The 14,081-nt window shown below is 74.0% G+C and carries 12 protein-coding genes; 11 read left to right on the top strand and 1 reads right to left on the bottom strand.

Annotation, left to right across the window (positions count from 1 at the left end; all coding sequences use genetic code 11):
* Window positions 1-3 precede the first annotated feature (3 nt).
* Window positions 4-810, top strand: a complete 807-nt coding sequence (locus AB0A74_RS05020) for an alpha/beta hydrolase (protein ID WP_358247581.1) — start codon at window positions 4-6, stop codon at window positions 808-810.
* 399 nt (window positions 811-1,209) lie between these two features.
* Here the strand turns inward: AB0A74_RS05020 and AB0A74_RS05015 are convergent, their stop codons facing one another.
* Window positions 1,210-2,538 carry an MFS transporter gene (locus AB0A74_RS05015; RefSeq protein ID WP_358247580.1) on the bottom strand — a complete coding sequence of 443 codons (1,329 nt, stop codon included), beginning with the start codon at window positions 2,536-2,538 and terminating at the stop codon, window positions 1,210-1,212.
* Window positions 2,539-2,665: 127 nt separating this feature from the next.
* Between AB0A74_RS05015 and AB0A74_RS05010 the strand changes: the two genes are divergently transcribed.
* The 10 genes from AB0A74_RS05010 to AB0A74_RS04965 all read left to right on the top strand — a co-directional run bounded on the left by AB0A74_RS05010 (window position 2,666) and on the right by AB0A74_RS04965 (window position 14,075).
* On the top strand, window positions 2,666-3,244 hold the full coding sequence (locus AB0A74_RS05010; protein WP_358247579.1) for a CGNR zinc finger domain-containing protein: 579 nt from the start codon (window positions 2,666-2,668) through the stop codon (window positions 3,242-3,244).
* 135 nt (window positions 3,245-3,379) lie between these two features.
* Window positions 3,380-3,622: an acyl carrier protein gene (locus AB0A74_RS05005; protein ID WP_358247578.1), complete on the top strand. Its 243-nt coding sequence runs from the start codon at window positions 3,380-3,382 to the stop codon at window positions 3,620-3,622.
* Entirely contained in the window at window positions 3,622-6,750 is a 3,129-nt protein-coding gene (locus AB0A74_RS05000; RefSeq protein WP_358247577.1) for an amino acid adenylation domain-containing protein, read from the top strand. The genes AB0A74_RS05005 and AB0A74_RS05000 overlap by 1 nt, the downstream gene beginning before the upstream one ends.
* Window positions 6,747-7,463, top strand: coding sequence for a thioesterase domain-containing protein (locus AB0A74_RS04995; RefSeq protein WP_358247576.1), 717 nt, complete (start codon window positions 6,747-6,749; stop codon window positions 7,461-7,463). The genes AB0A74_RS05000 and AB0A74_RS04995 overlap by 4 nt, the downstream gene beginning before the upstream one ends.
* Window positions 7,460-8,713: a glutamate-5-semialdehyde dehydrogenase gene (locus tag AB0A74_RS04990; protein ID WP_358247575.1), complete on the top strand. Its 1,254-nt coding sequence runs from the start codon at window positions 7,460-7,462 to the stop codon at window positions 8,711-8,713. The genes AB0A74_RS04995 and AB0A74_RS04990 overlap by 4 nt, the downstream gene beginning before the upstream one ends.
* A complete protein-coding gene (locus tag AB0A74_RS04985; RefSeq protein WP_343938662.1) occupies window positions 8,710-8,991 on the top strand; it encodes a phosphopantetheine-binding protein in 282 nt (93 codons plus the stop codon). Before AB0A74_RS04990 ends, AB0A74_RS04985 begins: the two co-directional genes overlap by 4 nt.
* Window positions 8,988-10,280: a TrpB-like pyridoxal phosphate-dependent enzyme gene (locus AB0A74_RS04980; protein WP_358247574.1), complete on the top strand. Its 1,293-nt coding sequence runs from the start codon at window positions 8,988-8,990 to the stop codon at window positions 10,278-10,280. The genes AB0A74_RS04985 and AB0A74_RS04980 overlap by 4 nt, the downstream gene beginning before the upstream one ends.
* Window positions 10,281-10,285: 5 nt before the next feature.
* A complete protein-coding gene (locus AB0A74_RS04975) occupies window positions 10,286-11,422 on the top strand; it encodes a hypothetical protein (RefSeq protein WP_358247573.1) in 1,137 nt (378 codons plus the stop codon).
* Entirely contained in the window at window positions 11,419-12,879 is a 1,461-nt protein-coding gene (locus AB0A74_RS04970) for a class I adenylate-forming enzyme family protein (protein WP_358247572.1), read from the top strand. Before AB0A74_RS04975 ends, AB0A74_RS04970 begins: the two co-directional genes overlap by 4 nt.
* Window positions 12,876-14,075, top strand: coding sequence for a type III PLP-dependent enzyme (locus tag AB0A74_RS04965; RefSeq protein WP_358247571.1), 1,200 nt, complete (start codon window positions 12,876-12,878; stop codon window positions 14,073-14,075). The genes AB0A74_RS04970 and AB0A74_RS04965 overlap by 4 nt, the downstream gene beginning before the upstream one ends.
* Window positions 14,076-14,081 lie beyond the last annotated feature (6 nt).

Raw genomic sequence — 14,081 nt, 5'->3', positions numbered from 1 at the left:
CGGGTGGCCGGGTCGTTCACGTCGGTCGGAGGGCGGTCGGTCCACTACCGGGTGGACGGGCCGCCTGCCGGTCCGCCGTTGGTGCTGCTGCACGGGTTCGGCGGTTCCCTGCACTGGTTCGACCGGGTGGTGCCGCTGCTGACCGGGTGCCGGGTGGTCCGGGTGGACCTGTTGGGGCACGGCATGACCCGTGGTCCGGCGGCCGATGCCGACGAGCAGGCGCGGGCGGTGGCCGGGGTGCTGGCCCGGTTGGACCTGTCGGGTGTGACGGCGGTCGGGCACTCGTTCGGGGCGGACGTGGCGCTGTCTCTGGCGGAGACGTCGGGCCGGGTGGCGCGCGTGGTCGTCGTGGCGCAGGCACCGGACTACTCGGACGCGACCTTCCCACGCGGGGACTTCCTGATGACCCTGCCGGTGCTGGGTTCCCTCCTGCACCGCTTCGCGCCCGCGTTCGCGGTCCGGGCGGTGGCGGCACACGCGGTGGCCCCCGGCTTCCGGGTGGGGGCGGCCTTGGCGAGGCAGGCGCTCGACGACCACCGGGCGCTGGACGCGGGCATGTTCCCGATCGTGCTCAGCCACCGCCGCCGGCGGCTCGCAGCGAACCCACTCGACACCCGAGTCCGGAACCTGGGGCTGCCAACGCTGGTGGTGCTGGGCGAACGTGACCGGTTCTACGGGGCGCGCTCGGCACGGCGGTACACGGCGGCGGGCGCGCGGGTGGAGACGATCGCGGAGGCGGGCCACTCCCCCGTGGTCGAAACACCAAGCCGGGTCGCGACCCTGATCAGGACTTTCGTGCACGAGAACTGACCGAGTCCCCCGGACGCTCAGCGCCTCGTGAGGTCACGACCCAACCCGGGCTTCTTGCTTGTGTCATCTCCGTATGGCCTGCCCGAAGGGCTACCGCACTTTTGGTCGGGTGCAGCCGAATTTTTGTGAGGAACGAGCAAAAATTTAGCGGCACCCCGACCAAAAGTGTGGTTGGCTCCGCCAGGCCATGCGGAGATGGCACAAGCAAGAAGCCCCCGCCTTTTCTTTTGCTTTTGGGTCATCTCCGGCGGCCTGCCCGCCGGCGAGGCGCTTTTGATCTTGAGAGCGCGCAGCGCGTTCGCTTGAGAGCGCGCAGCGCGTCGTCCGAAGCAAAGCGCCGTTCCCGGTCGCGTGCGCCAGCAAGCGCGACCGGGAACGGCGTGGGGGACGCGCGGGCGGTTATTCCTTGGGGGGTTCGATTTCCGCCAGCGCTTTTGTGGTGAACGTGTGCAGGAACGAAGGGATCAAGAGGAACACCGCTACCGCGAAGACCGCGAACGCGACCTTCATGCCGAACCACTCCGCCAGCAGGCCGCCCAACCCCGCCCCCAGCGGGATCGCGCCCCAGCTGAACAACCTGGCGGCGGCGTTGTAGCGGCCCATCATCTCGGTGGGCACGATGCCCTGGCTCAGGGTTCGCGAGTTCACCGTCCACAGGGTGCCGCCCAGCCCACCGACGAACGCGGACGCCGCGACCAGCCACACCGACGGGAACAGCACCGGCACCAGCACCATCGCGAGCGTGCCGACGAGGTCGGCCAGCATCACCCACCGCCGACCCACCAACCGGTTCAGCGTCGTGGTGACGAACGCGCCCAGGGCACCGCCGACGCCCATCGCGCTGATGAGCACGCCGTACCCCGCACCGTCCAGGCCCATGACACTCGTCGCGTACAACGGCATCAGACCGAACCACGCACCCCAGCACGCGCACAGCACCGTCAGCACCAACGCCATCATGCGCAGCATCCGCTGGTGCCACAGGAACTTCAGCCCGGCCGCGATCTGCTTGTTGACCGACTCGCGGGGCTCGTCCGACGCGCGCGCGACCTTGAACGTGCCGACCAGGCCCAGCAGGATCACGATGCCGACCAGGTAACCGGCCACCGACGTGCCGAACGCCAGCGTGGCGCTCGCGGCCACCAGCAGACCGCCGACCAGCGGCCCGGCGAACTCGTTGCACACCGTCTCCGCACCGGCGACCCACGAGTTGGCGCGCTCGCGGTGGGCGGGCCGGACGGCGTCCGGGACCAGGGCCGCCGCCGAGGTCAGGGCGACGACCTCCGCGACGCCCAGCGCCAGGCCACCGCCGTACAGCACGGGCAGTGACACGGCGTCGCGCACGACCGTCCACAGCACGCCGGCCACGACGACGATCCGGACCAGGTTCGCCGCCCACAGCAGCTTGCGCCGGTCCACGCGGTCCACCAGGACGCCCACGTGCAGCGCGGCCAACAGCCACGGCAGCCACAGGGTCAGCGCCACGCCCGAGATCTGCGCGGGTGAGCTGGTGATGGTCGTCGCGAGCAGCGGGAACGCGATCTTGGTGACGCCGTCGGTCAGGTTCGTGACGGCGGTGAAGCCCACCAGGACGGCGGTGTTGCGACCACTGGGGTCGGCCGCCCCCTGCCGAGCCGCCCCCTGCTGAGCCGCCCCGTGCTCGGACGCCCCCTGCACAGCCGCCCCATGCTCGGGCGGCGCGTCTGCGGCCCTGGTCTGCTCGGCCATGTTTCGGCTCCCAGAGGTTAACCGGCTACCGGGTTGACTGGACAGTACGCCCGCGACAGACAATGCTGTAGCCAACACCGCGTAGTAACCACCGAATGGCGTAGCCGGGCACCGAGGGAGGTCGCCGATGATCGAGGCGTCCCCCGAGGCGCAGTTGGTCGCCGCGTTCGCGAACACCGTGGACCTGGAGGACGAGACCGACGTGCTGGCCTCCGCGCCCGAGGCGGCGGGGTGGTTGCTGGAGCGCGGGCTGGTGGACCGGCCGGTGGCCTTGACCCGCGAGGAGCACCGGATGCTGCTGGACCTGCGGGCCGGCGTCCGGGACGCGCTGGGCAGCGACGGGCCGTCGTCCCCGCACGTGCTGGCCGTGGCCAACGCCGTGCTGCGGGACCTGCCGGTGCTGGTGTTCCTGTCCGCCGACCCGGACCCGCAGGGACCGCCGCCCCGGCACGGCCTGCGCCCCGACCCCGCGCTGCCCGCCGCGCGCAAGGCGATGGGCGTGCTGGCCATCGCCTGGTCGGAGGTGGCGGTGACCGGGCAGGCGCAGCGGCTCAAGCGGTGCGCGGACGAGACGTGCGGCTGGGTGTTCTGGGACGTCTCGCGCAACCACTCGCGCCGCTGGTGCACCATGCGCGTGTGCGGCAACCGGGCGAAGGCCCGTTCCTACTCGGCCCGCAAACGCGCCGCCGCCGACCCGCGCCCCTGACGCAGCGGGGTCCCGAAGCGCACATCGACCGCGAATCACGGGCACATCGACCGCGCATCGCCACTGTGAACCATCGCTCCCGGATGGTGTGACCGGCCCCACGCCGGCGCACGGACGGACGATCTGGGGAGCATCGTGACGACCGCACCAGTGGATCTCGACGCGGCCATCGCCAAGCACGCGACCGCGGCCTACGACGACTCGACCCCGCTGCTCGACGCCGGTCTGGAATCGCTGTCGCTGCTGCGCCTCGCGGTGGAGGTGGCCGGCGACGACGACACCGAGATCGACGCCACCCGCATGGTGGACCTGCGCACCATCGGCGACCTCAAGGCGTGGCTGGCGGAGATGGCCGGCCAACCGGCGGCGGACGCCTGATGACCACCGACACCGGGCTCGCCGCGCTGCCGTTGACCGAGTCCCAGAAGGGGCTGCTGGTCGTGGACGGCTGGGTCAGCACGGCGCAGATCTACAACCAGCTCATGCACGTCGAGCTGGACCCGTCGCTGCCGCCGGACACCGTCCTGGACGCGCTGACCGTGCTGGTCGCGGTGCAGCCGGGCCTGCGGCAGGTGTTCCTGTCCCTGCCGGAGCTGCACGCCCGCCTCACCCCGCCGCCCACGCGCGAGACCCTGCCGCTGGAGCGCGTCGACTCCCCCGCCCCGGCCTACGCCGCGGCGTGCTCGGCGCTGGCGGCCAAGCTCGGCGGCGAGCCGTTCGACCTGCACGCCGGCCCGGCCTACCGGTTCGGCTACGTGCGGGCCACCGACGGGTCCGCGGCGGCGGTCGTCCTGTGCGCGCACCACGTGGTCGGTGACGGGGTGTCGATGGGTCCGCTGGTGCGGGACCTCGAAGCGGCGTTGGCGGGCAAGCTGACCACGGACCTGGCCGCCGCGCGCGAGACCGCTTTCGTGCGCGAGCTGAACGCCCAGAACCGCACCGCCACCGCACAGTCCACTGTGGACGCCGCACGGGCGTGGGCCGAGCGCCTCCGTGACGTGCCGCCGCTGGTGCTCAGCCCCCGCCCGGACCGGCCGCACGAGACCGACTTCACCGGCGCGCGAGTGTCGTGGTTGCTGTCCGAGCGGGACAACGAGTTGCTGCGCCAGACCTGCAAACGCCTGTCCGTGACGCCGTTCGTGCTGTTCACCGCCGTGTACGGGGCGGTGCTGGCGCGGCACGGCGGGGTGACCAGCGTGCTGGTGGGCAGCCCGTTCACCGCGCGCCGGACGGTCGGTTCGTACGACCTGTGCGGGTTCTTCGTCAACACCCTGCCGGTGCGGGTGGACGTGGACTGGTCGCGGACGGTGGACGAGCACGTGGGCGAGGTGGCGCGCGCGGCCGTGGACCACTGCCGCGCCAACGTGGGCGTCACGTTCAACCAGCTCGTCGCGCTGCTGCGCCAGGACCGCACCAGCAACCGCAACCCGCTGTTCTCGGCGATGCTGGCGATGCAGGACACGTTCGAGGGCACCCCGGGCAGCACGGTCCTGGACGTCCGGGAGCCCGGCAACGACACCGCGAAGTTCGACCTGTGGCTGGGCGCGACCCCGCGCGGGGGCGGCTGGCTGCTGGAGCTGGAGTACGACCGGCAGCTCATCGCGCCCGCCGTGGCCGACGGCCTGCTGGACTCCCTGCGCACCGCGCTGCGGCGGGCGGTCGCGGACGGGACGCGCGCGGTGGCGGACCTGTTCGCCGACTCGTCGTGGGTGGACTCCCTGCGCACCGACGGCTACCCGGGCCGCGTCCCGGCGGCGACCCTGGTGGACTGGGTCCGCGACACCGCCCGCACGAGCCCCGACGCGCCCGCCATCGAGGAGCCCGGCGCGCGCCTGACCTACGCCGAGCTGGTCGCCGGGGCCGAGCGGCTGGCCGGTGAGCTGGTGGCGCGGGGCGTGCGGCCGCACGACGTGGTCGGGCTGGCGGCGGAGACGCTGTGCGACACCACGACCGCCATGTTCGCGATCCTGATGTGCGGCGCGACCTTCCTGCCGCTGGACCCGACCCTGCCCGCCGACCGCCTGAAGTACATGGCGGACAAGGCCGAGTGCCGACTGGTGGTCGGCCGCGGCGTGGAGCTGGCCGGGGTCGAGGTGGTGCCGGCGGCCCCACACGGCACCGAGAACGCAGCGGCGGGCGAGGTGCCGGGCGGGGTGGCCGGGGCCGCGCCCTACCTGATGTTCACCTCCGGCTCCAGCGGCCTGCCCAAGGGCGTGCTGATGGGGCACGGGCCGCTGCTCAACCTCACCGCCTGGCAGATCGGCTACCTCGACCAGGGCCGCGAGACCCGGTTCCTCCAGTACGCGCCGCTGGGTTTCGACGTGTCGTTCCAGGAGATCGTCCCCACGCTGGCCGCCGGCGGCACGGTCGTCGGGCGCGGCGGCGTGGACCGGCGGGACTTCCCCGCCCTGGTCCGCCACGTCGCCGCCACCGAGGTCACCCACATCTACCTGCCGGTCGCCGCCCTCCGGCCCTTCGTGCAGGCCGCGAGGGACGCGCGAACGAGCTTCCCCCACCTGCGGCACGTCTGCGTCTCGGGCGAACAGCTCATGGTGGACGACGAGATCCGGGACTTCTTCGTCGCACACCCCCACTGCGCCCTGGTCAACCTCTACGGCCCGACCGAGACCCACGCCGTCACCACCCACCGACTCACCGCCGCCCAGGCGACCTGGCCCGCGCACGTCCCGATCGGGCTGCCGCTGCACGGTGTCACCGCGTACGTGGTGGACCAGACCGGCCACCTGGCTCCCGTGGGCGTGCCGGGTGACCTGCACCTGGGCGGCCTGTGCCCGGCCGAGGGCTACCTGAACGACCCGGAGAAGACCGCGAAGGGCTTCCTGCCCGACCGGTTCGCCGGCGCCGGCCGCATGTACCGCACGGGCGACCTGGTGGTGCGGGACGAGCACGGCGTGCTGGTGTTCCTCGGGCGCGGCGACACCCAGGTCAAGATCCGGGGCTACCGGGTCGAGCTGGGCGAGATCGACACCGTGGCCAACGGCGTCGCGGGCGTCCGGCAGGCGGTCACCGTCGCGGTCGGGGCGGGCGCGGACCGGGAACTGGTGCTCTTCCTCGTGGGTGGAGCCGACCACCGGCGAGTCCGGGACCGGCTCGCCGCCGCGCTGCCGTCCTACATGGTGCCCACGCGCATCCACGACCTGGACAAGGTTCCGACCTCGGGCACCGGCAAGACCGACCACGCCGCGCTCGCCGACCTGGCCGGCCGGCTGCAGAAGACCCCGGAGAGCACGGGTCCGGTCGAGTACGCCGACGACCTCGAACGCGACCTGGCCGCGCTGTGGTGCGAGGTGCTCGACGTCGAGGAGGTCGAGCCGGACCGGTCGCTGCTGGAGTACGGGGCGCACTCGCTCAACGTGTTCACCGCGCTGGCCCGGGTCGAGGAGGACCACGGCGTGGCGGTGCCGGTGGCGGACTTCTTCCGCGTGCCGACGGTGTCCGCGCTGGCCGCGTTGGTGCGCCGGCTGCGGGACGAGGACGGGCCGTGAGCGCGGGCACGCTGCCCGGCCGGCTGATCCCGTTCGTGCGCCGCAAGGACCGGCCGGTGTGCGTGATGGTGCCGGGCGCGGGCGGCGGGCTGGGGCCGTACCTGCGGCTGGCGTCGTTCCTGGGCGAGACGCACAACGTGTACGCGGTGCGCTCGACCGGGTTGCTGCCCGGCGAGGAGCCCGAGGAGAGCATCCCCGGCATGGCCGCGACCGTGCTGGCCACCCTGGACGACGCCGGGATCGTGCCGGACCTGGTGTTCGGGTGGTCGCAGGGCGGGGTGGTGGCGTGGGAGGTGTGCGCCGATCTCGCCGCGCGCGGCGCCACACCTGATCTGGTGGTGGTGGACAGCTCCCCGGAACCGTGGCTGTCCACTGTGGAGCGCGACGGGGCGATCCGGGACGTGATCGTGGCGCAGTTGGGGGCGCGGCCCGCGCCGGACACCGTGGACCGGCTGGTGCGCACGTTCGACGCGCACGTCCGGGCGTTGTCGGCGCACCGGGTCGAGCGGCCCTACGCCGGCCGGGTGCTGTTGCTGCTGTGCGCCGACGAGGGCGTGCCTCAGGCGGAGGCCGAGCGCTGGCATTCCCTCGCGGAGCACCTCGACCGCGGCACCCTGCGCGCGAGCCACTTCGAGGTGTTCGACCCCGAGCACCTGCCCGAGCTGACCGACGCGATCGGCGCGTTCCTGGGCCGTGGGGAGGGCGGGCGATGAGCACCGTCGAGGAGATCCTGGCGACCGCGACGGCGGCCCGCACGCTGGCCCCTCCCCCGGGCGACGACCGGTACGCCGCCTACTGCGACGAACTGGCCGTGCGGCTGGGCAAGCACTGGGACGCGGTGCTCGACGCCAACGCCGAGGACGTGGCGCGAGGGGCCGCCAAGGGGCTGCCGGAGTCGCTGGTGGACCGGTTGCGGCTGACCCGGGACCACCTGGGTGTGCTGGTGGGGCTGGCCGAGCGGGTGAAGTCGTGGCTGCCCGCGGTGACCGCCGTCGGCGAACCCGTCACCGGCGAACTCGGCTGCACCGCGCGGAAGGTGCCCAAACCGCTGGGCGTGGTGCTGATGATCTACGAAGCCCGGCCGACCGTGACCGTGGAGGGCGCGTTGCTGCCGGTCGCCGTGGGCAACGTGGCGATCCTGCGCGGTGGCGGGGAGATCGCGGCCACCAACGCCGCCCTGGGCGGGGTGATCGGCGAGGCGCTGACCGCCGCCGGGCTGCCGGGCATGGCGCACGTGCTGGCCGAGACCGACCGGCGCATGGTGCGCGAGCTGCTCAAGCGCTACGACGCGATCGACGCGCTGATCCCGCGCGGCGGCCCGTCGCTGGTGGACCACTGCCGCACCACCTCGGCCATCCCGGTGATCGCCAGCGGCGGCGGGGTGAACCACCTGTACGTGGACCGCAGCGCGGACCTGGACGTGGTCGTGGACATCGCGCTGGACGCCAAGCTGACCGAGCCGACCGCGTGCAACAGCCTGGAGATGGTGCTGGCGCACGACGAGGTCGCCGACGAGCTGGTGCGGCGGTTCGTGGCCCGGCCGGACGCCTTCACGCTGCGCCTGGACCCGCGGCTGCGGGCCGCGGACCCGCGCGTGGTGCCGCTGGCCGGGCACGACGACGGCCGCGAGTTCCTGGACCGGTCGTTCGGGGTGCGCCCGGTGCCGGACCTGGACGCCGCCCTGGAGCACATCCGGCGGCACGGCTCGCGGCACACCGAGGGCGTGGCGGCGACCGACCCGGTGGTGGTGGACCGGTTCCTGCGCGGGGCCGACGCCGCCGCGCTGGTGGTCAACGGGTCGATGCGGCTGCACGACGGCCCGACGATGGGCCTGGGCCCGGAGCTGTCGATCAGCACGGGCCGGTTGCACGTGCGCGGCCCGGTGGGGTTGGCCGCGCTGCTCACGCACAGCTGGGCGATCCGCGGCCGGGGTGCGGTCCGGGGAACGGGAGGGGCTCGGTGACGACCACGCACAGCAGGCGCGACGAGGTGACCGAGGCGGTGAAACGGCTGGTGGTCCGGGAGTCCCGGCTGTCGCTGTCGCCCGCCGACATCGCCGACGACGAGCCGCTCAACGGCGCGGTGCTGCGGATCAACTCCCTGGGGTTCCTGGGGATGCTGGTGCGGCTGGAGGACGAGCTGGACGTGACACTGCCCGACGACCTGTTCACCGGCAAGGTGTTCACCGTCGTGTCGGACCTGGTGGACGTGGTGCTGCGGGCCGTGGAGGAGCACCGGTGAAGGCCTGGCGCAGTGTCCTCCCGCACCTCGGCTACGACCTGCCGCCGGACCTCACGCCCGAGCGCGCCGAGGGACCGGTGAGCACGGGGTTGCCGTTGGAGTTGGTGCGGCAGAGCATTTCGCTGCGGGAGTGGTGGGACATCCCCGAGGAAGTCGTGGCGCAGTACCGCAAGTACCGGCCCACTCCGCTGTGGCGGGCGACGGCGTTCGAGAAGGAGATCGACGCCCGCGTGCCGGTGTACGTGAAGTACGAGGGCGGGAACATCTCCGGCAGCCACAAGCTCAACACCGCGCTGGCGCAGGCGTTCTACTACCAGCGGGCCGGGATCCGCGAGGTCGTCACCGGGACCGGCGCGGGCCAGTGGGGCACGGCGCTGGCCGCCGCGTGCGCCGCGTTCGGGTTGCGGTGCACGGTGTTCATGGTCGGCGGCAGCCTGCGGGACAAACCCTACCGGGGCAGTCTGATGCGGCTGCTCGGCGCGACCGTGCACGCGAGCCCGAGCGGGCTGACGTCGTTGGCGGAAGGCGGGAACTCGCTGGCGCTGGCCATCGGCGAGGCGGTGGAGTACGCGCGGGGCGGCGAGGGTCGGGCGTTCTGCATCGGCAGCGGCGAGAACTACAGCATCCTGCACCAGTCGGTGATCGGGCTGGAGGCCGCCGAGCAGCTCGCGGCGCTGGACGCCGAGGTGGACACCGTGGTCGGCAGCGTCGGCGCGGGCTCGAACTTCGGCGGGGTCGCGCTGCCCTTCCACGCCCGCCACCGCGCGGGCGAGGCGGAGGCGGCGCGGCTGCTGGCGGTGGAGTCCAGCGCCACGCCCAAGCTGACCCGCGGGGTGTACGCCTACGACCACACCGACGCGACCGGGTCCGGGCCGATGGAGGCGATGTACTCGATCGGCAGCTCCTTCCCCATCCCGGCGTCGCACTCGGCGGGGCTGCGCTTCCACGGCGCGGCGAAGCTGCTGTCCGCGATGCGCCACCACGGGTCGATCGACGCGGTCGCGGTGGGGCAGCGGGAGGCGCTGGACGCGGGCCGCCGGTTCGCGGTGTCCGAACTGGTCGTGCCCGCGCCGGAGTCCGGGCACGCGCTGGCCGGCGCGGCGCGGGCGGCGCGCGGGTCGCGGCGCGGGGTGCTGGTGTGCGTGAGCGGGCACGGCCTGCTCGACCTGTCCGCCTACGACCAACTGCTGGCCGGCCGGGTGCGCGACCTGGCCGCCGACGACGCCGCGCTGGCCGCCGCCACCGCCGGGTTGCGCCTGGTCGAAGCCGATCTGACGGGGGTGGGGTGATGGTCGTGACCGTGCCGAGCGAGACCGTGGACCGGACGTGGTCACCGGTGCTGGACGGCGTGCACGCGGCCGAGCTGGACTGCCTGCAGGCGAACCTGGCGGTCCTGGCCGACCGCCACCACGGCGCGGGGACGCACGTGGCGCTGGGGGCCGCGCCCCGGTTCGCGCCCGCGTTCCCGCCCGACGGGCCGCCGTCGCTGGACGTGCCGCTGGACGGGCGGCTGGACGAGGCGTCCCGGCTGCTGGGGCTGGCCGTGGCGGTCCGCGAGGACGGGCTGGACGGTCCGGCGCTGCGCCGCCTGGCCGCCGCGCACGGGCCGCTGTACGTGGTGGGCGACGCGCACACCATGCCGTGGGTGCCCTACTTCGGGCAGAAGCACATGGAACACAGCTTCCTGCTGACGGCCGTGAGCGAGTCGTGCACCCTCGTGGACGCCTACCACAACGACACGCCGTGGGGGTCCGCGCGGCCGGCCGTGTGGCGGATGGCGGTGGCCGACTTCGACGCCGCGGTGCCGAAGTCGTCGGCGTTCGCAGTGACCGCGTCGGCCGTGCCGGCGCTGGACGTGGGCGCCGAGCTGGTGGCGACCGCGCGGGCGCTGGGTTTCGTGGACCGGTACGTCGAGGCGGTGCGGGAGCACGGCGACCGGCCCGCCGGGTGGGACGCGCTGGTGCTGGACGTGTGGCTGGTGGCGCGGACCCGGGCCCTGCACGCGCGGTGGCTCGCCCGGGCCGGCGTGGACGACGGTGGCCGGGCGGCGGAAGGCGCCGCCGCGTGGCTGACGTTGGCCGCCCAGACCTATGTGGCGATGCGGCGGGCGAAGCGCGGCGGCGGCATGTCCGGTGCGCTGGTGGACCGCGTGCACGAGCTGCTGCTGGCCGACCGGGACCTGGCGGTGGAGCTGGCGGTGCGCTCGGCGGTGGTCGGGGCGCTGGCCGCGGTGCTGGAGCTGGACCAGGCGGCGGTGGCCGGGCCGCTGCGGGAGCTGCCGAGGTTCAACTCGTTCCGGCTGGTCGACGTGATCGAGCGGGTCGAGGCGGCGCTGCACGTCGAGCTGGACCCCGACGACCTGGCCACCGGCGACCTGCGGGACGTGGACGCGCTGGCCGGGCTGTTCCGGAGGGCGGTGAGCGGGCCGTGACGCTGCTGCACCACCTGCTGGACCGCGCGGTGGCCGACCACCCCGACGCGGTGGCGTTGACCTGCGGCGACGAGACGGTGACGGTCGCCGGGCTGGACGCGGCGGCGCGGCGGGCGGCCGGGGTGCTGGCCGGGTCGGGCGTGCGGCGCGGCGACCGGGTCGTGGTGTGCGTGCCGACCGACGCGGTGGTGCCGGCGCTGCTGTTCGCGTGCTCCCGGGCCGGCGCGGTGTTCAGCGTGGTGCACGAGCGGACGCCGGTGGCGGCGCTGGTGCACGTGCTGGAGGACTGCGAACCGGCCGTGCTGGTGACCGACGACCCGGCCGCGCAGGTGGCGGCCGTGCGGCGCGGGGTCAAGACCGTGACGAGCGCCGAGGTCCGGGCCGGTGCCGAGGCGGAGGTCGAGGTGCCGGTGCCGGCCGTGGACCCGGTGTGCCTGATCTACACCTCCGGCAGCACCGGGCGGCCCAAGGCGGTGGTGTCCACGCACGCCCAGGTGGTGTTCGCGGCGACCGCGATCCAGTCGGTGTTGGCCTACCGGCGCGACGACGTGGTGTTCTGCGCGTTGCCGTTGTCCTTCGACTACGGGCTCTACCAGGTGTTCCTGGGTGTGCTGTCGGGCGCGTGCGTGCGGTTGGCGACGGCGGAGGACGCCGGGCCCCGGCTGTTGCGGGAGCTGGTGGCGCACCGGGCGACCGTGCTGCCGGCGGTGCCGGCGATGGCGAAGGGCCTGGCGCGGCTGTTGTCCCGGCCCGGCGCGCAGCCGCCGCCGCTGCGGCTGGTGACCAACACGGGTGCGGCCATGCCGGAGGAACCGTTGCGGCGGTTGCGGTCCCGGGTGCCGGGGCTGCGGGTGCAGCTGATGTTCGGGCTGACCGAGTGCAAACGGGCCACGATCATGCCGCCGGACGAGGACCTGCGCCGGCCGGGCGCGTGCGGGCGGGCGTTGCCGGGCACCGAGGTGTTCACCGTGGACGACGAGGGCCGGCGGCTGCCGCCGGGCGAGGTCGGCGAGATCGTGGTGCGCGGACCGAACGTGATGGCCGGGTACTGGCGGCGGCCCGAGCTGACGGCACAGCGGTTCCGGCGGGTCGAGGGCCTGTTCCCGCAGTTGCACACCGGCGACTACGGGCACCTGGACGCCGACGGCTACCTGTACTTCTCCGGCCGCCGCGACGACCTCTACAAGGAACGCGGCTTCCGGGTCAGCGCGACCGAGGTCGAGGCCGCCGCGCACCGCGTGCCGGGGGTGCGGTCGGCGGCCGTGCTGCCGCCCGGCGACGGCCGGGAGGGCGCGGTGCTGTTCGTGGTCGCCGAGGTCGCGCCGGAGGCGGTGCTGGCCGGGCTGCGGGTCGAGCTGGAGGAGTTCAAGGTCCCCGGCCGGTGCGTGGCGGTGGAGGAGATCCCGTTGACCCGCAACGGCAAGACCGACCGGCGGGCGCTGGCGGTGGCGCTGTGACGACCACCCCGGCGTACGTCTACGACCTGGACGAGGTGGACCGCTCGGCGGCGTTGCTGCGCGCCGCGCTGCCGTCGCCGAGCCGGTTGTACTACTCGTTGAAGGCCAACCCGCACCCGTTGGTGGTCGCGGCGCTGCGCGCGGCCGGTTGTCACGCCGAGGTGTGCTCGCCCGGCGAGCTGGACGTGGCGCTGGCGGCGGGGTTCTCGCCGCAAGAGGTGCTCTACACCGGGCCGGGCAAGCGGGACGCCGAGGTCGCCGGCGCGTTGCGGCTGGGGGTGCGGTGGTTCTCGGTGGACTCGCCGCACGCCATCGACCAGCTCGACCGGCTCTCCCCCGGTGACGCGCGGTTCCTGCTGCGGGTCAACGACAGCGCGCCGGTGCCGGGTCAGGGGTTGACCATGACCGGGGTGGCGTCGCAGTTCGGGGCCGACGCCGAGTGGGTGCTGGCGCGGCCGGAGCTGTTCGGCGCGCGGGTCGCGGCCACGCCCGCCGGGTTCCACCTCTACATGGGCACGAACCTGACCGACGAGGACGCCCTGGTCGCCCAGTTCACGCAGGCCGCCACGACCGCGCGCAAGCTCGCCGACGCCTGCGGGTGGGACGTCGAGGTGCTGGACCTGGGCGGCGGGTTCGGCGCGCCGTTCGCCCGCGCCGGGGACCTGCCCGTGTTCGCCGGGTTGGCCGGGCGGGTGGCCGACCTGCTGGACTCGGCGTTCCCGGGCTGGCGGGACGGGCGGCCGAGGGTGGCGTTCGAGTCCGGCCGGTACCTGGTCGCGACGGCGGGCCGGCTGCTGACCCGCGTGCTGGACGCCAAGGTCTCGCACGGCACGCCCGTGCTGGTGCTGGAGTCCGGGATCAACCACCTGGGCGGCATGTCCGGGTTGCGCCGGCTGCCGCCGATGGTGCCGCACCTGCACGCGGATCACCCCGCCGGGGTCCTGCGCGGGGCGATCGTCGCCGGGCCGCTGTGCACGCCGCTGGACACGTGGGGCCGGGGCGTGGACGTCGTGGCCGCGCGGCCCGGTGACGTGCTGGCCGTGCCCAACGTCGGCGCGTACGGCCTGTACGCGAGCCTCGTCGCGTTCCTCGGGCACCCGCCGCCCGTGGAGGTGACCGTCCGAAGTGGACGCGTGTTGGACGTCTCCGCCCTGGCGCTGCGCCGGGAGCGCGCCACCGATCACGACTGGGAGTGAGGCAGA

Source organism: Saccharothrix sp. NPDC042600, assembly GCF_040647305.1.
Taxonomy (GTDB): Bacteria; Actinomycetota; Actinomycetes; order Mycobacteriales; family Pseudonocardiaceae; genus Actinosynnema; species Actinosynnema mutabilis.
This window is presented reverse-complemented; position numbering and strand designations above follow the sequence as displayed.

What these genes read in the sequence shown, in the direction of transcription:
- AB0A74_RS05015 (WP_358247580.1), bottom strand. Translation starts at nt 2,538, where the DNA reads ATGGCCGAGCAGACCAGGGCCGCAGACGCGCCGCCCGAGCATGGGGCG.
- AB0A74_RS05010 (WP_358247579.1), top strand. Translation starts at nt 2,666, where the DNA reads ATGATCGAGGCGTCCCCCGAGGCGCAGTTGGTCGCCGCGTTCGCGAAC.
- AB0A74_RS05000 (WP_358247577.1), top strand. Translation starts at nt 3,622, where the DNA reads ATGACCACCGACACCGGGCTCGCCGCGCTGCCGTTGACCGAGTCCCAG.
- AB0A74_RS04990 (WP_358247575.1), top strand. Translation starts at nt 7,460, where the DNA reads ATGAGCACCGTCGAGGAGATCCTGGCGACCGCGACGGCGGCCCGCACG.